General features: G+C 53.9%; 22 protein-coding genes. 16 read left to right on the forward strand and 6 right to left on the reverse strand.

Going from position 1 to position 18,680, the window contains the following annotated elements; genetic code table 11:
- The first annotated feature begins 3 nt into the window (after nucleotides 1-3).
- Together chbG and ACR1UW_RS08160 are read left to right on the forward strand one after the other, a co-directional pair.
- Nucleotides 4-741: a chitin disaccharide deacetylase gene (chbG, locus tag ACR1UW_RS08155; protein WP_062898544.1), complete on the forward strand. Its 738-nt coding sequence runs from the start codon at nucleotides 4-6 to the stop codon at nucleotides 739-741.
- 11 nt (nucleotides 742-752) lie between these two features.
- Nucleotides 753-1,079, forward strand: coding sequence for a PTS lactose/cellobiose transporter subunit IIA (locus ACR1UW_RS08160; protein WP_498932836.1), 327 nt, complete (start codon nucleotides 753-755; stop codon nucleotides 1,077-1,079).
- 210 nt (nucleotides 1,080-1,289) lie between these two features.
- Here the strand turns inward: ACR1UW_RS08160 and ACR1UW_RS08165 are convergent, their stop codons facing one another.
- Nucleotides 1,290-1,436 (reverse strand): small acid-soluble spore protein P, encoded by a 147-nt coding sequence (locus ACR1UW_RS08165; RefSeq protein ID WP_011230843.1) that lies wholly within the window; start codon nucleotides 1,434-1,436, stop codon nucleotides 1,290-1,292.
- Nucleotides 1,437-1,561: 125 nt separating this feature from the next.
- Here ACR1UW_RS08165 and ACR1UW_RS08170 point away from each other — a divergent pair, with 125 nt between their 5' ends.
- Nucleotides 1,562-1,822 (forward strand): hypothetical protein, encoded by a 261-nt coding sequence (locus ACR1UW_RS08170; RefSeq protein ID WP_094239934.1) that lies wholly within the window; start codon nucleotides 1,562-1,564, stop codon nucleotides 1,820-1,822.
- 243 nt (nucleotides 1,823-2,065) lie between these two features.
- On the opposite strand, the gene sspO is transcribed toward ACR1UW_RS08170, so the two are convergent.
- On the reverse strand, nucleotides 2,066-2,215 hold the full coding sequence (gene sspO / locus ACR1UW_RS08175) for a small acid-soluble spore protein SspO (protein WP_020959472.1): 150 nt from the start codon (nucleotides 2,213-2,215) through the stop codon (nucleotides 2,066-2,068).
- A 235-nt stretch (nucleotides 2,216-2,450) separates the two neighbouring features.
- Between sspO and acnA the strand changes: the two genes are divergently transcribed.
- Entirely contained in the window at nucleotides 2,451-5,171 is a 2,721-nt protein-coding gene (acnA, locus tag ACR1UW_RS08180) for an aconitate hydratase AcnA (protein ID WP_498932839.1), read from the forward strand.
- Between the two features lie 37 nt (nucleotides 5,172-5,208).
- On the opposite strand, the gene sspL is transcribed toward acnA, so the two are convergent.
- Entirely contained in the window at nucleotides 5,209-5,346 is a 138-nt protein-coding gene (sspL, locus tag ACR1UW_RS08185; RefSeq protein ID WP_047753318.1) for a small, acid-soluble spore protein L, read from the reverse strand.
- Between the two features lie 81 nt (nucleotides 5,347-5,427).
- Here sspL and ACR1UW_RS08190 point away from each other — a divergent pair, with 81 nt between their 5' ends.
- Nucleotides 5,428-5,907, forward strand: a complete 480-nt coding sequence (locus ACR1UW_RS08190; RefSeq protein WP_289643897.1) for a divergent PAP2 family protein — start codon at nucleotides 5,428-5,430, stop codon at nucleotides 5,905-5,907.
- 97 nt (nucleotides 5,908-6,004) lie between these two features.
- Here ACR1UW_RS08190 and ACR1UW_RS08195 read toward each other — a convergent pair whose 3' ends face one another.
- Nucleotides 6,005-6,931, reverse strand: coding sequence for a DMT family transporter (locus ACR1UW_RS08195; protein ID WP_044744162.1), 927 nt, complete (start codon nucleotides 6,929-6,931; stop codon nucleotides 6,005-6,007).
- 229 nt (nucleotides 6,932-7,160) lie between these two features.
- On the opposite strand from ACR1UW_RS08195, the gene ACR1UW_RS08200 reads away from it, so the two are divergent.
- Nucleotides 7,161-7,826, forward strand: coding sequence for a ribonuclease H family protein (locus ACR1UW_RS08200; protein ID WP_013523467.1), 666 nt, complete (start codon nucleotides 7,161-7,163; stop codon nucleotides 7,824-7,826).
- 6 nt (nucleotides 7,827-7,832) lie between these two features.
- The gene (locus tag ACR1UW_RS08205) at nucleotides 7,833-8,048 is read left to right on the forward strand and encodes a zinc-finger domain-containing protein (protein ID WP_013523468.1); all 216 of its coding nucleotides are present in this window, start codon (nucleotides 7,833-7,835) and stop codon (nucleotides 8,046-8,048) included.
- Nucleotides 8,049-8,202: 154 nt separating this feature from the next.
- On the opposite strand, the gene ACR1UW_RS08210 is transcribed toward ACR1UW_RS08205, so the two are convergent.
- On the reverse strand, nucleotides 8,203-8,472 hold the full coding sequence (locus ACR1UW_RS08210; RefSeq protein WP_033008293.1) for a DUF2564 family protein: 270 nt from the start codon (nucleotides 8,470-8,472) through the stop codon (nucleotides 8,203-8,205).
- A 131-nt stretch (nucleotides 8,473-8,603) separates the two neighbouring features.
- On the reverse strand, nucleotides 8,604-8,804 hold the full coding sequence (gene cspD, locus ACR1UW_RS08215; RefSeq protein WP_033015550.1) for a cold-shock protein CspD: 201 nt from the start codon (nucleotides 8,802-8,804) through the stop codon (nucleotides 8,604-8,606).
- 321 nt (nucleotides 8,805-9,125) lie between these two features.
- Here cspD and ACR1UW_RS08220 point away from each other — a divergent pair, with 321 nt between their 5' ends.
- The 9 genes from ACR1UW_RS08220 (at nucleotide 9,126) to opp4A (ending at nucleotide 18,640) form a co-directional block, all read left to right on the forward strand.
- Nucleotides 9,126-9,377 (forward strand): hypothetical protein, encoded by a 252-nt coding sequence (locus ACR1UW_RS08220; RefSeq protein WP_033008855.1) that lies wholly within the window; start codon nucleotides 9,126-9,128, stop codon nucleotides 9,375-9,377.
- Between the two features lie 191 nt (nucleotides 9,378-9,568).
- On the forward strand, nucleotides 9,569-9,970 hold the full coding sequence (locus ACR1UW_RS08225) for a sporulation protein (protein ID WP_498932843.1): 402 nt from the start codon (nucleotides 9,569-9,571) through the stop codon (nucleotides 9,968-9,970).
- A gap of 207 nt (nucleotides 9,971-10,177) precedes the next feature.
- Complete coding sequence (locus ACR1UW_RS08230; protein WP_050368555.1) at nucleotides 10,178-10,996, forward strand: MIP/aquaporin family protein; 819 nt, start codon at nucleotides 10,178-10,180, stop codon at nucleotides 10,994-10,996.
- Between the two features lie 49 nt (nucleotides 10,997-11,045).
- Complete coding sequence (glpK, locus tag ACR1UW_RS08235; protein WP_498932845.1) at nucleotides 11,046-12,536, forward strand: glycerol kinase GlpK; 1,491 nt, start codon at nucleotides 11,046-11,048, stop codon at nucleotides 12,534-12,536.
- Between the two features lie 450 nt (nucleotides 12,537-12,986).
- Complete coding sequence (locus ACR1UW_RS08240) at nucleotides 12,987-14,012, forward strand: ABC transporter ATP-binding protein (RefSeq protein ID WP_033006278.1); 1,026 nt, start codon at nucleotides 12,987-12,989, stop codon at nucleotides 14,010-14,012.
- Nucleotides 13,999-14,925, forward strand: coding sequence for an ABC transporter ATP-binding protein (locus tag ACR1UW_RS08245; RefSeq protein ID WP_004892015.1), 927 nt, complete (start codon nucleotides 13,999-14,001; stop codon nucleotides 14,923-14,925). The genes ACR1UW_RS08240 and ACR1UW_RS08245 overlap by 14 nt, the downstream gene beginning before the upstream one ends.
- An 18-nt stretch (nucleotides 14,926-14,943) precedes the next feature.
- Complete coding sequence (gene opp4B, locus ACR1UW_RS08250) at nucleotides 14,944-15,912, forward strand: oligopeptide ABC transporter permease (protein WP_498932847.1); 969 nt, start codon at nucleotides 14,944-14,946, stop codon at nucleotides 15,910-15,912.
- Between the two features lie 21 nt (nucleotides 15,913-15,933).
- On the forward strand, nucleotides 15,934-16,842 hold the full coding sequence (locus tag ACR1UW_RS08255) for an ABC transporter permease (RefSeq protein ID WP_050368557.1): 909 nt from the start codon (nucleotides 15,934-15,936) through the stop codon (nucleotides 16,840-16,842).
- A gap of 13 nt (nucleotides 16,843-16,855) precedes the next feature.
- On the forward strand, nucleotides 16,856-18,640 hold the full coding sequence (gene opp4A / locus ACR1UW_RS08260) for an oligopeptide ABC transporter substrate-binding protein (RefSeq protein WP_498932849.1): 1,785 nt from the start codon (nucleotides 16,856-16,858) through the stop codon (nucleotides 18,638-18,640).
- Nucleotides 18,641-18,680 lie beyond the last annotated feature (40 nt).

The following is an 18,680-nucleotide window of genomic DNA, read 5'->3' on the forward strand; positions in this document are numbered from 1 at the left end:
GAAATGCCGCGCTATTGCATAGTCAACGCCGATGATTTCGGTTACTCGAAAGGGGTCAACTACGGAATTTTGGAAGCGTTTCAACACGGTGTCGTCACGTCGGCGACGCTGATGGCCAACATGCCAGCGGCAGAACACGCCGCCCGATTGGCGAAGGAACATCCGGAACTCGGCGTCGGCATTCATTTTGTGCTGACGTGCGGCCGGCCGCTGGCCGATGTTCCGTCGCTTGTGAACGAGAACGGGGAGTTTCCTAGGCGTGGAGAGGCGCTTGCTGGCGCTAGGCGCAGCGATATCGAGCGGGAGCTTGCTGCCCAACTCGAGCGGTTTTTCTCGCTTGGGCTCTCTCCAACGCATATCGACAGCCATCATCACGTCCATGAGCACCCGAATGTGTTTCCGGTTGTGGAACAATTGGCTGAACGCTATCGGCTGCCGATCCGTCCGGTGCGGACGACACGGCCGCACCGGCTGGCAACCGTCGATGTCTTTTTTCCCGACTTTTACGGGGATGGATTGACAAAGGACCATTTTTTGACGCTCATCGACCGGATTGGCGACGGGCAGACGGCAGAAGTGATGTGCCATCCGGCCTATATGGACGCCCCTCTTGCTGCGGGAAGCTCTTATTGCCGGCAGCGGATCGAGGAGTTGGCTGTACTGACCGATCCAGCGCTCTCTAAGGAGATCGCAGAGCGTGGTGTCCAGTTAATTACGTACCGTGAATTCTATCAACTATAGGAGATGGCGTTATGCAAACGTATGAACAAACTGTATTCCAACTGATTCTTCACGGGGGAAACGGCCGCAGTTATGCAATGGAGGCGATTGCAGCGGCGAAAAAAGGGGAATTTGCCGCGGCGCGCAGGCTGCTTGAACAGGCGGGAGCGGAACTGCAGGCGGCCCATAGGTTGCAGACCGAGCTGCTGCAACAAGAAGCGAGCGGCGGGCAGCCGGTGGTGACGCTTCTGATGGTGCATGCCCAAGATCATTTAATGACGGCGATCACGGTCAAGGATTTAGCCGCTGAATTCGTGGAGCTGTATGAAGCGCTCAAGCGGCAAACAACCGAATCATAATTGTCGTCGGCCGGCTTGTTGACCGGGTGAGGATGATTCGCTTCAACGGGAATGAACCCAAGGCGGGCGGCAACGGGCTGTTCTAGCGACCGCCCGCTTTGTTGATTTTACAATAATTTTATTATGTGAACATAAGGGCGCCAGCCGTTCAGCCCTCCCGGCTGCCGCCGGTCTCGGCTGAACGGAGAAGGAAAACTCGGCTTGTTTGCGTCACATATCGTGGCTTGTGTTATGTTTTTGCCGCGTGTGATTGCGGTTCTTCACTTTTTTCGAACCGTCAAGCGGCTCCGGCTGCCCAGGATTGTCGCCTTTCGGGGCGTTTTTGCGCATATCTTTGCCGTCGTTTTTGTTCGTCATTTGTTGTCCCTCCTTTGTCCGTTAGCATGCGGCGTTGTGCTTTTGCTTATTCGGCGCATAATTTGCGCCCGGTTTGAAACGATAAGTAGTGAACGACCGCGATGACTGCGAAGGAGGGACGAGCCATGGTTTACCATAAAACGAAGCAAGAGGCGTTTCAAGCAGCGCAAAAGGCGACGATGGAGGCAAAAGAGTGGCATGACCATCTCGTCCGTGATCAAGCTGATTACGGCTATCAGTTAGCCCATTTGCGGCAGGAAGTGAACGAGGCGTTTGCGCAAATTGAAAACGCCCTTGAAGTCGCCTCGGAAACACAGCGCATACAGCTCGAGAAATTCCGCAGCGATTTGCAGGCGATTGTGGATGAAGTGAATCAACATGAGTAAGGGAATGACGGCGGCGGTCATTCCCTTTTTCCTGTCGATGGGGATGCTTGCGGTCAAACAACACCGTCTCCCAATCGTGTGAACGAATCGCTGCCCAAGGTGGCCAATCCCCCCAGATGCTCGGAAATGGCGAATTGGCCGCCTGCAACAGGTTGGGATTCTAGACGTTTTCCCGCTTCTTATGGCCGGAAGAGAGCGGGCCATGCGGTTATGGCAGGCCTGGGTGGCGAAACGGGCGCCAAGTCATTGGTTCTTTTTTCGTTTTTTGTTGTTTTGCCGCTGCGCTTCGGTCAACGGTTCGTTGGAAAATTCTTCATTGTAGCCGGCGCCCATCCCTTGCGCTTTTGCAGCGTTCATGCCGGGGATGACGTGGTTCGCTTTCCGTTTGCCCATGTTTTGTTCACCTCCGCTTCTAGTTTGCGACGAAACGGCCGCCTTATTCTTTTTTTGCCGCAGCAAGGAAATAAGATGGCGGCTCGTTGGAAAACATTATTTACAACTCGTTCTGTTCTATAATAATATAAAGTCGTGCCGAACTTTATGGGGATTGGGAGAATTCGTGCTATTTTTTCGACTTTCGCTCGGAAAAATAGTATAGTATTATTGTGAAGTGAAGGGGGTTATACATATGGCGAAACAAGATGTGTTCAACGCCCGCTCTTCATTCGAAGTCAACGGTAAAAAATACAATTATTACCGTTTGCAAGCGCTTGAAGAAGCGGGCATCGGCCAGGTGAGCCGCCTGCCGTACTCGATCAAAGTATTGCTTGAATCGGTGCTCCGCCAAGTCGACGGGCGCGTCATTACGAAAGAGCACGTCGAAAACTTGGCCAAATGGGGAACGCCCGAGATGAAGGACATCGACGTGCCGTTTAAGCCGTCGCGCGTCATTTTGCAAGACTTCACGGGCGTGCCGGCTGTCGTTGATTTGGCTTCGATGCGCAAAGCGATGGCGGATCTAGGCGGCGACCCGTACGAAATCAACCCGGAAATTCCGGTCGATCTCGTCATCGACCACTCGGTGCAAGTCGACCGCTACGGGTCGGACGATGCGCTAGAGTACAACATGGATTTGGAATTCAAACGGAACGCCGAACGGTACAAATTTTTGAAATGGGCGCAAAAAGCGTTTGACAACTATCGCGCCGTTCCGCCGGCAACGGGGATCGTCCACCAAGTGAACTTGGAATATTTGGCAAGCGTCGTTCACGCGGTCGAAGGGGAGAACGGCGAGTACGAAGCGTTCCCGGATACGCTTGTCGGCACGGACTCGCATACGACGATGATCAACGGCCTCGGCGTCCTCGGTTGGGGAGTCGGCGGCATTGAAGCGGAAGCCGGCATGCTCGGCCAGCCGTCGTATTTCCCGGTTCCGGAAGTCATCGGCGTCCGCTTGACAGGCAAGCTGCCGGACGGAGCGACGGCGACTGACCTGGCGCTTAAGGTGACGCAAGTGTTGCGGAAAAAAGGCGTCGTCGGCAAATTCGTTGAATTTTTCGGACCAGGAGTGGCGACTTTGCCGCTTGCCGACCGGGCGACGATCGCCAACATGGCGCCGGAATACGGGGCAACGTGCGGCTTCTTCCCGGTCGACGCTGAAGCGCTTGACTATTTGCGCTTGACCGGCCGCGACGAACATCACGTTCAAGTCGTCGAAGCGTATTGCAAAGCGAACGGTTTGTTCTACACGCCGGATGCACCGGAGCCGGTGTTTACGGATGTTGTGGAAATCAACTTGTCGGAAATTGAAACGAACTTGTCTGGCCCGAAACGGCCGCAAGACTTGATCCCGCTCTCGAAAATGAAACAGTCGTTCCGCGACGCGGTGAAAGCGCCGCAAGGCAACCAAGGCTTTGGCTTGACGGAAGCGGACTTGGAGCGGGAAATTACGGTCGAGCTGAACGGCGAACAAGTGAAATTGAAAACGGGCGCTGTCGTCATCGCGGCGATCACGAGCTGTACCAATACATCCAACCCGTACGTTCTCGTCGCCGCCGGCTTAGTGGCGAAAAAAGCGGTCGAAAAAGGCTTGCAAGTGCCGAAATACGTGAAAACGTCGCTCGCGCCGGGCTCGAAAGTCGTCACCGGCTACTTGCGTGACTCGGGGTTGCTTCCGTATCTTGAGCAGCTCGGCTTCCACCTCGTCGGCTACGGCTGCACGACATGCATCGGCAACTCGGGTCCGCTTGCGCCGGAGCTCGAAAAAGCGCTCGCGGAAAGCGATCTGCTCGTGACAAGCGTCCTGTCCGGCAACCGGAACTTTGAAGGCCGCATCCACCCGCTTGTCAAAGGCAACTATTTGGCATCGCCGCCGCTTGTTGTCGCCTATGCGCTCGCCGGCACGGTCGACATTGACTTGCTTAGCGAGCCGATCGGCAAAGGCAAAGACGGCAGCGACGTCTATTTCCGCGACATTTGGCCGTCGATGGAAGAAGTGAAAGACGTCGTCAAACGGGCGGTCGATCCGGAACTGTTCCGCAAAGAATATGAGCGCGTGTTCGACGGCAACCCGCGCTGGAACGCCATCGAAACGACGGACGAGCCGCTCTACCAATGGGATGAAAACTCGACGTACATTCAAAATCCGCCGTTCTTTGAAGGCTTGTCGCCGGAAGTGCGCAAAGTCGAACCGCTCACCGGCTTGCGCGTCGTCGGCAAGTTCGGCGACTCGGTCACGACCGACCACATCTCGCCGGCAGGGTCCATCGGCAAGAACACGCCGGCAGGTCAATATTTGATTTCAAAAGGCGTCGAGCCGAAAGATTTCAACTCGTACGGTTCGCGGCGCGGCAACCACGAAGTGATGATGCGCGGCACGTTCGCCAACATCCGCATCCGCAACCAAATCGCGCCGGGCACGGAAGGCGGCTATACGACGTACTGGCCGACCGGCGAAGTGATGTCGATGTACGATGCGTGCATGAGATACAAACAAGACGGCACCGGGCTTGTCGTCATTGCCGGCAAAGACTACGGCATGGGCAGCTCGCGCGACTGGGCGGCGAAAGGGACGTTCTTGCTCGGCATTAAAACGGTCATCGCCGAAAGCTTTGAGCGCATCCACCGCTCGAACCTCGTCTTGATGGGCGTCTTGCCGTTGCAGTTCAAAGAAGGCGAAAACGCTGAAACGCTTGGTTTGACCGGCAAAGAAGTGTTCGAAGTCCACATTGATGAAAACGTCAAACCGCGCGACCTCGTCAAAGTGACGGCGACGAACCCGGATACGGGTGAAAAGAAAGAATTTGAGGTCATCGTCCGCTTTGACAGCGAAGTCGAAATCGACTACTACCGCCACGGCGGCATTTTGCAAATGGTGTTGCGCGAAAAATTGGCGAAAGTGAAACAATAACGACAAAAAGCAGGCTCCCATATCGGGAAGCCTGCTTTTATTTTGTGTTGAGCTTTTTCGCTGCGTTCTCAAGCTTGCTTTTTGGATCCGGGGTGAACGTTCCGTCTTGGCCAAAGCCTTGCGGGTTGACGCCCGGCGCCTTTGTGCCGCGGTTGCGGCCGCCGTTTTTCGCCATCGTTTTCACCTCCACTCGGATAGTATGGCCGATCGGGGTGAAAATATAAGCAAAGCACGGCCGACAAAGGAGAGAGGAACGATGAACAAAGGATTAAAAACAGCGCTCGCGACGATTGCACTGGCACAATTTTTAAAAATTCCGATCAAGCAGCTTGAGACAGGCCGCTGGGACTGGCGGCTCTTTTTCGAAACCGGCGGAATGCCAAGCTCCCACTCTGCCGGCGTTTCGTCGTTGGCGACATTTATCGCCTTGGAGCGGGGGGTAAGAACGATTGATTTTGCCCTGGCGGCGTTGTTCGGATTGATCGTCATGTATGATGCGCAAGGCGTGCGGCGCCAGGCGGGCGAACTCGCCCTTCGCCTGAACGAGCTTGCCGAGGAAGTAAAAAAGTTAGAAGGAGACCCAAAACAAACCGTTTATCACAAACGACAGCGGCAGCTGCGCGCCCGGCTCGGGCACGAGCCGATCGAAGTCGTCGGCGGGGTGCTCTTGGGCATGGCGACCGGTGCTCTTTCGTATTGGGCGTGCCGACGCCGGCGCGAACCTTTTAAGTGGTGAAGAGGACGAGGCGTACGCGGACCGGAATAAGCGGGAAGCGAGACGCCTAGCAGAAAAAAGCTGTCCCGCTTTTTAGGCGGGACAGCTTCTGCCGCCGCTAGGAGGAGATGTTCCGTTTTTCCCGCCACCGTTTCCCCCATAAGCGCGCACTCGGAAGTTCCGAGAGAATCATGCCGGCGAAAATCGCCACACCGCCGAGCCAGGCAGACGGCGACAGCCGCTCGCCGGCCCAGAGATAGGCAGTTAAGGCGGCAAACACCGGCTCCATGGCAAAAATGAGCGCGACGCGGGTGGGGGTTGTATATTTTTGCACCGCCGTCTGAATGAAAAAGGCGGCGGTCGTCGCCAACAGCGACGTCACGGCAAGCGCCCCCCACACTTCCGGACGGCGAAGCACGGCTATGTTCCACATGTCGGCGGCATCTTCAAACCAAACGGCAAAAAGGAAACAAAGCGCAGCAACGGTAAAAATTTGCACTGTCGTCAGCAGCACGGTCGAATAACGCGATGAATATCGGCCGGTGACAATAATGTGCATGGCAAACGAAACAGCGCAAAAAAAGACGAACAAGTCGCCGCGGTTGAATGACAACTCGGCTCCGCCCGTCAGCCAATACAAGCCAAAGGCGGCGAGCGCTGCCCCAATGGCGGCGTTGGCGGTCGGCTTTTGCTTTAAAATGAAAACGGAAAAGAGCGGCACGAGCACGACGCTCAGCCCGGTAATAAATCCAGCTTTCGACGACGTCGTGTACAACAGCCCGATCGTTTGAAACGCATAGCCGCAAAACAGCCAAAGCCCCATCCACGCCCCGGCGCCGATGACCCGCCATGAAAGGTCGGACAACAGCGAGCGGGATCGGACAACAGCCCAGGCGAGCAGCAGCAAGCCGGCTAGGCTGAAGCGCACAGCGTTAAACGACAACGGCTCCAAAAAGGAAATGGCGTTTTGGACGACGACAAACGTCGTCCCCCAGACGAACGTTACCGCCAACAAACTTAAATCAGCGACGGTTTGCTGCTTCAATTCGACTCCCCCTTGTCGGTCTTTTCCACCCGTTGATCGGTTGCTAGCCGCTAGTGTACCATAAACGCGGCGAAAAAAACATACTTTTTTGGAAAAAAGCCGAGGCTTTGGCGTCAAAATCGGTTGAAATAGAAGGCTGCCGTGCATAATAATTAAATAATGAACAAGGACGAAAATGTGATAAAATAAAAACCGGCTTTGATCATGGCGATGCGGAAGGGTGACAACGTTGGAGGTGCAAATCCACTGGACATATATCACGCCGAAAAAGCAGGAAACGTTCCTCTTGACGGATTGGATTGAAGCAAGAGAGGCGCTCATGCTGGCCGATGATTTCGAGAAAACCGGGCGGGTGAAAGCGCTTGAGTTTGTCGACCGAAACGGGGTGGCATGGTCAAAAAAAGAGCTGAAAAAGCTGCTTGAAGAGATCGCCAGCGAGCCGCATGAGGTCGTCGTCTATTTTGACGGCGGGTTTGATCATGAGACGTCCCAAGGCGGCGCAGGGGCGGTCGTGTACTATAAGCAAAACGACCACCGCTACCGGCTGCGCGCCAACCGCCGGCTCGGGGAAATCAAATCGAACAACGAAGCCGAGTATGCGGCTTTTTGGTTTGTCATGCAGCTGCTCGAAGAACTGGGCGTCCGCCATTTGCCGGTGACGTTTCGCGGCGATTCCCATGTGGTGCTGAAGCAGCTGTCGGGCGACTGGCCGTGCTTTGAAGATGATTATAACGCTTGGCTTGACCGCATCGAAGCGAAACTGCGCGAGCTCGACATTCAACCGGTATATGAACCGATTGCGCGCAAGCAGAACAAAGAGGCCGATTCGCTCGCCCGTCAGGCGTTGGACGGACAGCTGATCACGAGCCGCACGGAATTGGAAGAGAAAGGGTAAGGTTGTATGGAAAAAAAACGAAACGAACGAAAAGAAATATTGGAACAGATCGCCCGACTGGAAGAAACGTATTGCGACGGCTGTTTTTTAAAAAGCACGTTCCGCAAAGAGTACGGCAAAACGTACGCCCAGTCGTTTTGCATCCAACAATGCACGGTCGGAGAGCAAATGCGGCGGTACGGGGAGAAGCTGCTTTCCGTCCCACCGCGGCCGCGCCAATAGCGGAGGCCTGAACGGAAGCCGGTTTGCGGGCGCGATGCCAAGCCGCATGACATGGCGCTGTCCGGGAGCGGCCGCACATCGGCCGCCGTCTATCCCCCCCTCTGTGCTCGGCGCAGTGAAAAGAGCTTCGCAAGCGAAGCTCTGTCGGATGGGGTTATTGTTGCGCCTCGCGAAGCTGGTGCTCGGCGCGAGCCAATTTTTGTTCGCACTGGGTGAGAAAGTCGCCGTCGACGCCAGTCGCCTGTTGACGGGCGCGGGCGAGTTGGCGGCGGGCGTTTTCGACCGCTTCTGCAGCGTGATTGAGCATCTCCGGATCGAGCTGCATCGTCGCCTGGCCGACCATTTTTTCCGCTGTTTCGACGAACATTTCCACTTGCTTTAAGTCATTGTATCCCGTATGTACGTCGGCATCGCGTTTGGCCATATGAACACCTCCCTTTTGTTATTGTTTGCCGCTTGGTGGGAACTATGCAAAACGGACATAAAAAAGGCATCCTTGCTTATGCAGGATGCCTTTCTTTCCGCTCCCGTTCTCTCGTCTATGTCAACGAAGCCTTATAATTTGACAACGTTCGCTGCTTGCGGTCCGCGGTTTCCTTGTACGATTTCAAACGAAACTTCTTGGCCTTCTTCCAACGATTTGAACCCTTCACCTTGGATCGCCGTGAAGTGAACGAATACGTCCGAACCGCCTTCCACTTCGATGAAACCATAGCCTTTTTCGTTGTTAAACCATTTTACTTTACCACGTTGCATAATGCTGAATTCCTCCTAATACCTTTAGCCAACTTGGCTAACCTCAAGATTTTTATCAAATAACAAAATATACTCCACAGCCAACCAAGGTGCGTCCTCATGATGAATGCCTGAAATATATTCTGTTATGTGATGACTTTACTATACACTATTCGGAGCTGCCGCGTCAAGCAAAAGAAAGGAAATTTCCGAAAAAAAGTGTCCCCCGCTGAAAAAATGCTGTTCAGCAAAGGAAAACAGGCCGTCCGGGGAGAAAAAAGTCATGAACGGGCAACGACAGCCATACATTGGAATAGGAACGACGCAAAGGGGGAGGAGCGGATGTACCGCGGAAAAATCGCGGGAAAAGAAGTGATCGTCCGGCTGGGCAGCAGAGTAAGCCGCCGCTATTTCAGCGACAATAAAATTTACAACATGGTACTTTCGTACGGGGAATCGGCGTTCCGCAAAGGGCAGGACACATTTTGCATTTACAACGACCGCATCGGCTTGATTGTCGCGGAAGTCGAGCAGCAAGACGTCCCGGTCATCCGGATCGACTACATTATCGAGAACGAAAATGTGTACGAATAACCGATTGACAATCGATAGAGAATGCAGTAATCTCGAATGTAAGCGGTAACAAAAACCGCGTTCGTCTGTTTCAACCGGAAACAGGCCGCCGCCGCTAGGCGCGTCTGTTTATTTTTTGCTCCGGCGCTGAAACGGGCGGCGGTTTTTTTCGTATATGTAAACAACGAGAGATAGCGAAAGAGGTGACAACGATGCTGCTTCGCAAAATGATGTCAAAAGTCGGAGTCGGGTCGGCGCACGTCGACTTGATCTTAAATAAATCGTTATGGCGCCAAGGAGAAGTGATTCAAGGGATCGTCCACATTTACGGCGGAACAGTGGAACAAAGGATCGAGCGGCTTGATGTCGAGCTCGTGCAAAAAACGATCGAAAACGGCAAGGAACTGGATGCCATTGTCGCCGTCATTCCGGCGGCCGGAGCGTTTTCGATCAAGCCGGGCGAGAAAAAGGAGATCCCGTTTTCCTACACGATTCCGGAAACATTGCCGCCATCGCGCCCCGGTCGGTCTTATCGGTTCATCACCCGCCTTCATATCGAAGACGCGGTTGATACGCTCGACTTCGATTATGTGCAAATTTTGCCGAAAAAATAGGTTGACAGCGTTTTCAACAGGTGATATGCTAAAAGCAAGTTAATACGTTGGGGTGGAGAAGCGGAGACCCACACATATTCCTCGTTGATGAGCGGGGAAGTGTGTGGGTTTTTGCTTTTTCGCCCAACGGTTCACCCTCCGGAGGGGCTGGACAAACAGGAAATGGAAGAAGAAATCACGAAATGAAGAAAAGGGGGAAGAGAACAAATGTCGCCATTTTTAGGGGAGCTCATCGGCACAGCCTTGCTCATCATTTTCGGCGCGGGTGTATGCGCCGGGGTCAACTTGAAAAAATCATACGCGGCCAACTCCGGCTGGATTGTTATTACGATGGGGTGGGGGTTGGCGGTGGCCGTGGCCGTATACGCTGTCGGCCAGTATAGCGGCGCCCATCTCAATCCAGCGCTGACAGTCGCGTTGGCGCTCGCCGGTGATTTTCCGTGGAAAGACGTGCCGGGCTATATTGCGGCGCAAGTGCTTGGGGCCGTCATGGGAGCGGTCATTGTCTACCTCCACTATTGGCCGCATTGGAAAGAAACGGACGACCCGGGCGTCAAGCTTGGCGTGTTTGCGACAGGTCCGGCCGTGCCGAATGCGGCTGCCAACTTGCTTAGCGAGATCATCGGCACGTTTGTGTTGGTGTTGGCCATCTTGGCCATTGGCGCCAACCAGTTCGCCGATGGGCTTAATCCGTTTGTCGTTGGTTTTTTGATCGTGGCGATCGGCCTGTCGCTCGGCGGCACGACGGGATACGCCATTAATCCGGCCCGCGACTTTGGGCCTCGGTTAGCCCACTTTTTGCTGCCCATCCCAGGGAAAGGATCATCAAACTGGTCGTACGCATGGGTGCCGATCGTCGGACCGCTGCTTGGCGGCGCGCTAGGCAGTTTGGTGTATAAAGCTGTTTTCTTGGGAAAACCGTCAGGCGCATTATGGGGAGTGCTGGCGGCAACGGCAGCCGTTTTGGCGGCGGCGAAGATGACAAACGGAAAGACAGTGAGCGCCACAAGCCGCCGTTCTCTGTAGCTGGCATATGGGGATTGCAAGCTCATCAAGGAGAAGGGGGAAGAAGGTTATGAATCAATACATGTTAGCCATCGACCAAGGCACAACGAGCTCGCGCGCGATTTTGTTCAATCAAAAGGGCGAAATCGTCCATATCGCTCAAAAAGAGTTTACGCAATATTTCCCACAGCCGGGCTGGGTCGAGCATAACGCGAACGAAATTTGGGGCTCGGTGCTCGCCGTCATCGCGAGCGTTTTGTCCGAGACGCAAGTGAAGCCGGAACAAGTGGCAGGGATCGGGATTACGAACCAGCGGGAGACGACGGTGGTGTGGGAGAAAGACACAGGCAACCCGATTTACAACGCCATCGTCTGGCAGTCGCGGCAGACGGCCGATATTTGCGATGAACTGAAGGCGAAAGGGTATGACCCGTTGTTTCGCAAAAAAACCGGCTTGCTTATTGACGCCTATTTTTCCGGGACAAAAGTGAAATGGATTTTGGATCATGTCGACGGAGCGCGCGAACGGGCGGAGCGCGGCGAATTGCTTTTCGGCACGATCGATACGTGGCTCATTTGGAAGCTGTCCGGCGGCCGCGCCCATGTAACCGATTACTCGAACGCGTCGCGCACATTAATGTTCAACATTCATACGCTCGAGTGGGATGACGAGCTGCTTGATATCCTAGGCGTACCGAAGGCGATGCTTCCTGAGGTTCGGCCGTCGTCGGAAGTGTACGCGAAAACCGCCCCTTATCACTTCTTTGGTGTCGAGGTGCCGATCGCCGGGGCGGCGGGCGACCAGCAGGCGGCCTTGTTCGGGCAGGCGTGCTTTACGGAAGGGATGGCGAAAAATACGTACGGCACCGGCTGCTTTATGCTCATGAACACCGGGGAAAAGGCGGTCGCGTCGAAACACGGGCTGCTCACGACGATCGCTTGGGGAATAGACGGCAAGGTCGAATACGCCCTTGAAGGCAGCATCTTCGTCGCCGGTTCGGCCATTCAATGGCTGCGCGACGGCTTGCGGATGATCAAAACGGCGGCGGACAGCGAAGCGTACGCCGAAAAAGTCGAGTCGACCGACGGGGTGTATGTCGTCCCAGCGTTCGTCGGCCTCGGCACCCCGTATTGGGACAGCGAAGTGCGAGGCGCGGTGTTTGGCCTCACGCGCGGCACGACGAAAGAGCATTTCATCCGGGCGACGTTGGAATCGCTCGCCTACCAGACAAAAGATGTGCTTGCCGCCATGGAAGCCGATTCCGGCATCTCGCTGACGACGCTGCGCGTTGACGGCGGGGCGGTGAAAAACAACTTATTGATGCAGTTTCAAAGCGATTTGCTGGCCGTTCCGGTTGAACGGCCGGTCGTGAATGAAACGACGGCCTTGGGCGCGGCGTATTTGGCCGGATTGGCCGTCGGCTATTGGAACAGCCGGGATGACATCGCCGCCCAATGGCAGCTCGAGCGCCGGTTTGAGCCGAAGATGGATGACGACAAGCGAACGATGCTCTACGATGGCTGGAAAAAAGCGGTGCGGGCGGCGATGGCGTTTAAATAACTATAGGGAACAAAGCAATAATCGATCGTGAATGGGCGGCCGCGGTCAAGCTGTGTCCTTTTCCACTTTTTTGTTCATTGCTTAGGCAGATGTTCCTTTCGTGGAGCATCTGCTTATTTATTGTCCAAAAAATAGTGGTTGAAACTGAGCTGTAGTTCACAGTCATGTTTTTCTATGAGGTATAAGACTGGAAAGGAATCAAAAAATTTACTGATATTTTTCTATAAATATTGAATTTACGAAAAAAAATGATAGAATATTATCTAAAAGGTTGGTGAAAAACAACGGATTCGCTCGATCCGTGAGAAATCACCTGGAATGAAAACAAGGTGTTGCAAAGTTTCTTAATTGGAGAAATACTGCTGTAAAGCTTTACATTCGTTAAATCACCGGCCTTCTAAATATTATAGTCTAAAATTTAGTAATACTAACAAAAGGGAGAAGGACACATTGGCAAAGCAAACGTTATTGGAAATTGAGGAGTTGCGAGTCTCTTTCCGCATCGGTGATGACTATTATGCGGCGGTCGACGACGTTTCGCTGGCGATCGGAGAGAACGAAGTCGTCGCTCTCGTCGGGGAGTCGGGTTGCGGCAAAAGCGCACTCGCTTTGTCGATCATGGGTCTCCACCCGCCCGAAAAGACAAAAATTGAGGGGCGCCTGCACTTTAAAGGGACAAATTTGCTGTCGCTCTCCGTTGCCGAACTCAATCGCATCCGCGGCAAAGAAATCGGGATGATCTTTCAGGATCCGTTAACGGCGCTCAATCCGCTCATGACGGTCGGCCGGCAGATCGAAGAAAGCATGGATTACCATCTGCGGCTGTCAGCAGCCGAAAAAAAGAAGCGAACGATCGTCTTGCTTCGCAAAGTCGGCATTCCGGAGCCGGAAAAGGTGTACCACCGTTATCCGCACGAGTTGTCCGGGGGGATGCGGCAGCGGGTCGTCATCGCGATCGCCATCGCCTGCGAGCCCGCCCTGCTCATCGCCGATGAACCGACAACGGCGCTTGATGTGACGATTCAGGCGCAGATCATAGGGCTGCTCAAAGAGTTGCAGCGGCAAATGAAAACGAGCATTATTTTAATCACGCATGATTTGGGGGTGGTGGCGGAAATGGCGGACCGTGTGGCGGTCATGTATGCTGGGGAAATCGTTGAGTTAGCGGACGTCGATACCATTTTTCACCGTCCGCTTCATCCATACACTCGCTCATTGTTGCAGTCGATCCCGTCTGCGCAGACGAAAAAGGAACGACTCCACGTCATCCAAGGGATCGTTCCGCCGCTGCATAAACTGCCGCGGCGCGGCTGCCGCTTCCAGCCGCGCATCAGCTGGATTGGGGCGGATAAGCACGAATCGGATCCGAAGTTGCGGGAAGTGGAGCCGGGGCACTGGGTGCGTTGCACATGTTATCAACATTTTTATTTTCCCGATGATCAAACGGTAGGTGGAATCGGCTATGGCGCTTCTTAACGTCAACCATTTGAAAGTATACTATCCGGTGCGCGGCGGTTTTTTTCGCCGGGTGGTCGACCATGTCCGCGCGGTGGACGATGTCAGTTTCACGCTGAACAAAGGGGAAACGTACGGGCTCGTCGGCGAGTCCGGCTGCGGCAAGACGACGACAGGGCGCACGATTATCGGTTTGATCCGCGCCACGGCCGGGGAAGTGCTGTTTGAAGGGACGGATTTGACAAAGCTTCGCCGCCGCGAGTTTCATCCGTATCGGAAAGACATCCAGATGATTTTCCAAGATCCGTATTCTTCGCTCAATCCGCGCAAACGTGTGCTCGACATTGTCGCCGAGCCGCTCCGCAATTTTGAACGCCTGTCCCCGCAAGAGGAGCGGCAGAAGGTGCAATACGTTTTAGAGCGGGTCGGCTTGAGCGCGGAGTCGATTTACAAATATCCGCATGAATTTTCCGGCGGACAGCGCCAACGCATCGGCATTGCGCGGGCGCTCACGCTCAATCCGAAGCTCATCATCGCCGATGAGCCGGTGTCGGCGCTTGATGTGTCGGTGCAGGCGCAAGTGTTGAATTTCATGAAAGAAATCCAGCAGGAGTACGGGCTGACGTATTTGTTCATCAGCCATGATTTAGGGATCATCCGGCATATGTGCGACCGCATCGGCATTATGTACCGCGGCCGGCTCGTGGAGGAAGGGACGAGCGAGGAGATTTTTACGAATCCTCAACATATTTATACGAAACGTCTGCTCTCCGCCATTCCGAACGCCGATCCGCGCGAACGCGGCCGGCAGGAGGCGCTTCGCCGCGAAGTGGAAAAAGAATATGAGCAGTCGTATTCCCGCTATTTTGATGCAAACGGCCGGGCTCACCCGCTCAAGCCGATTTCGCCGACGCACTCGGTGGCCATTCCGTAAAGAGGGGAAGACGGGAAGATGCTGAAATTTATTTTACGGCGAATCCTCATTATGATTCCGCAATTGTTTTTGCTGAGCGTCCTCATTTTCTTGCTGGCGAAGGCGATGCCGGGCGATGCGCTGACGGGGCAGCTGGCGGCCAACCCGAAAATGGATCCGCAGACGCTTGAGGAAATGCGGGAAAAACTTGGCTTGAATGATCCGGTACATATTCAATACATCCGTTGGGTGAAAAACATGCTGCAAGGGGATCTCGGCCTTTCCTATACCCACCAGCAGCCGGTCACTGATCTGCTGGCCGGACGGATCGGGAATACGGTGTTGCTGTCGGCGGCGATTTTAATTTTGACGTACCTGATTGCCATTCCGCTTGGCATCGTGTCGGGGCGATGGACAAATACATGGGCTGATAAGCTGATCGTCGGCTACAGCTATCTCGGGTTTGCCACGCCGCTGTTCATTTTTGCTTTGATCATGCTGTTTATTTTCGGCTTTCACCTTGGCTGGTTTCCAACCGGCGGCAGCGTGGACGTTCAGGTCGAGGAAGGGACGCTCGCTTACTATTTAAGCAAATTGAACCATCTCATGCTTCCGGCGTTGTCGGGAGCGCTCATCAACACGGTCGTTACGATTCAATATTTGCGCAGCGAAATCGTCGATACGAAAGTGAAAGATTTCGTGAAAACGGCGCGGGCGAAAGGCGTGCCGGAGCGGCACATCTATTGGCGCCATATTTTGCGCAATTCGTTTTTGCCGATCGCGGCGTTTTTAGGGTATGAGATCACCGGGCTTGTCGGCGGTTCCGTGTTTTTGGAGTCGATCTACAGCTATCCGGGGCTTGGCCAGCTGTTTTTGCAGTCGATTATGCAGCGGGATTACAGCGTCGTGACGGCGCTCGTCATGATTTCCGGCCTGGCGACGCTGGTGGGCACGCTGTTGTCGGACATCATTTTGAGTGCGGTCGACCCGCGCATCCGGATTGAGTAGGGAAGGAGGAAGGCAGCTGACATGAAAGCGGAAATCAGCGGCCCAACGCCGGCCGGAGCGAACATCGAGAAAAGCCCTTCCGCCTTTTCGATCATGTGGCGGGAGGTGGTTCGGGATCGGCTCGCGCTTGGTTCGCTCATCATTTTAGGAATCCTTTTGTCGATCGTCTATGGCGTGTCGCTCTTTTTGGATCAAGAGGAAATCGTGAAAGTGGATTTTCTTTCCATCTATTCTCCGCCGTCAGCGGAACACTGGCTTGGCACAGACTACGGAGGGCGCGACGTGTTTGGCCAGCTCATCATCGGCGCCCGCAATTCGTTTACGATCGGGCTGGCCATTACGCTCATCACTGGGGCGATCGGCCTCATTGTCGGATTGGTGGCCGGCTATTTCGGCGGCTGGATTGACAATGTCATTATGCGCATCATCGATTTTATTCTCGTTCTGCCGTTTTTGATGCTCGTTATTGTTTTTGTCGCCATTGTGCCTAAATATAATGTATTGACGTTCATTTTGATCATGAGCGCGTTTTTGTGGACGGGCAAAGCCCGGCTGATCCGCGCCAAAACGCTGGCCGAGCGCGAGCTGGATTATGTCAGCGCGTCAAAAACGCTCGGCACGCCAGATTGGAAAATCATTATTTTTCAAATTTTGCCCAACCTCAGCTCGATCATTATCGTCAATTTGACGTTAAGTTTGGCGGGCAACATCGGCATCGAGTCCGGGCTCACGTATCTTGGCTTCGGGCTGCCGGAGAGCACGCCGAGCTTAGGGACGTTGGTCAGCTATGCGACCAACCCGGATGTTTTGCAAAACAAATGGTGGGTTTGGTTGCCTGCGTCATTGCTTATTTTAGTGATGATGCTGTGCATAAATTTCATCGGCCAAGCGCTGAAACGTGCGGCTGATGCAAGACAACGACTAGGATAAGGGGGAAGAAAATGTGAAGAGAAAATGGCTGGCGGCTCTCGCCGCGCTCTTGCTCGTGCTCGCCGGGTGCACGGGCAAATCCGACACAACGAGCGGAAAGGGCAACAATAACGAAAAACCGGCGGCTCAGAAGGAAGACATCAGCAAATTCCCGATGACGGTGAAAAACGACGGGAAAATCATCGATGGCGGCGTGTTGAAATACGGCCTTGTGTCCGATACGCCGTTTGAAGGGACGCTCAGCTATGCATTCTACACCGGAGCGCCCGACGCAGAGATTTTGCAATTTTTTGACGAGTCGCTTTTCCGGACGAACGGTGACTATGAAATTACAAATGATGGGGCTGCCACGTATGAGTTGTCGGATGATAAAAAGACGATGACAATCCGTATTAAAGACAATGTGAATTGGCATGACGGCCAGCCGGTGACCGCTGAAGACTTGGAGTATGCGTATTTGGTCATCGGCCATAAAGATTACACCGGCGTCCGCTATGGCGATGCGCTCATCCAAGGGATCGTCGGGATGGAAGAATATCACAGCGGCAAAGCGGATAAAATTTCCGGCATTAAAGTCATCGACAAAAAGACGTTGACGATCACATGGAAACAGGCCAATCCGTCGGTGTTGACTGGCATTTGGGCGTATCCGCTGCCGAAGCATTACTTGAAAGACATTCCGATCAAAGACTTGGCGAAATCGGATAAAATCCGGAAAAACCCGATCGGGTTCGGTCCGTTTAAAGTGAAGAAAATCGTTCCGGGCGAGTCGGTAGAGTTTGTTCGCAATGATGACTACTGGGCTGGCAAACCGAACTTGGAAGGCGTCATTTTGAAAGTCGTCAGCCCGCAAGTCGTCCTGCAAGCGCTGAAAAAAGGCGAAATTGACGTCGCTGAGTTCCCGACTGACCAATATTTGAACGCGAAAGGGACGAAAAACATTCAGTTTATCGGTAAAGTGGATTTGGCGTACAACTATATCGGCTTTAAACTCGGCCATTGGGATGCGAAAAAGCAGGAAAACGTAATGGACAATCCGAAATTCCAAAACAAAAAACTGCGCCAAGCCATGGCGTACGCCATCAACAACCAAGAGGTGGCCGACCGCCTGTATCATGGTTTGCGCTTCCCGGCGACCACGCTGATCCCGCCGTCGTTCCCGGGCTATCATGACAGTTCCATCAAAGGGTATACGTACAATCCGGAAAAAGCGAAACAATTGCTGGATGAAGCGGGATATAAAGATGTGGATGGCGATGGCCTCCGCGAAGATCCAAACGGCAAAAAATTCAAGATCAACTTCTTGGCGATGAGCGGTGGGGACATCGCTGAACCGCTGGCCAAATTTTATATGCAATGCTGGAGAGATGTGGGCCTCGATGTTCAGCTTGTAGACGGACGCTTGGCGGAGTTCAACTCCTTCTACGATATGGTCGAAAAAGACGATCCGAAAGTGGATGTCTACGCCGCCGCTTGGAGAACTGGAACGGACGTCGACCCGTACGGATTGTACGGCCGCAACGTCATGTTCAACTACTCGCGTTGGGTGAATGAGAAAAACGATGAACTGTTGGAAAAAGGCCATTCCGAACAGGCGTTTGACAAAGAATATCGACGGAAAATTTACAGCGAGTGGCAAAAGCTAATGAACGAAGAAGTGCCGGTCATCCCAACGTTGTATCGTTCCGCCATCTATGCGGTCAACAACCGTGTCGCCAACTTCACGGTCGATCCGAGCTCGAAGCTGACGTGGAAAGATGTCGGCGTCACGTCCGAGCAACCGGAAGTCGAACAATGACGATTGTTGCCTTTGATGATGTACGATAAGATAGAAGATA

Origin of the sequence: Geobacillus lituanicus (assembly GCF_050994965.1) — a bacterium.
GTDB lineage: Bacteria > Bacillota > Bacilli > Bacillales > Anoxybacillaceae > Geobacillus > Geobacillus stearothermophilus.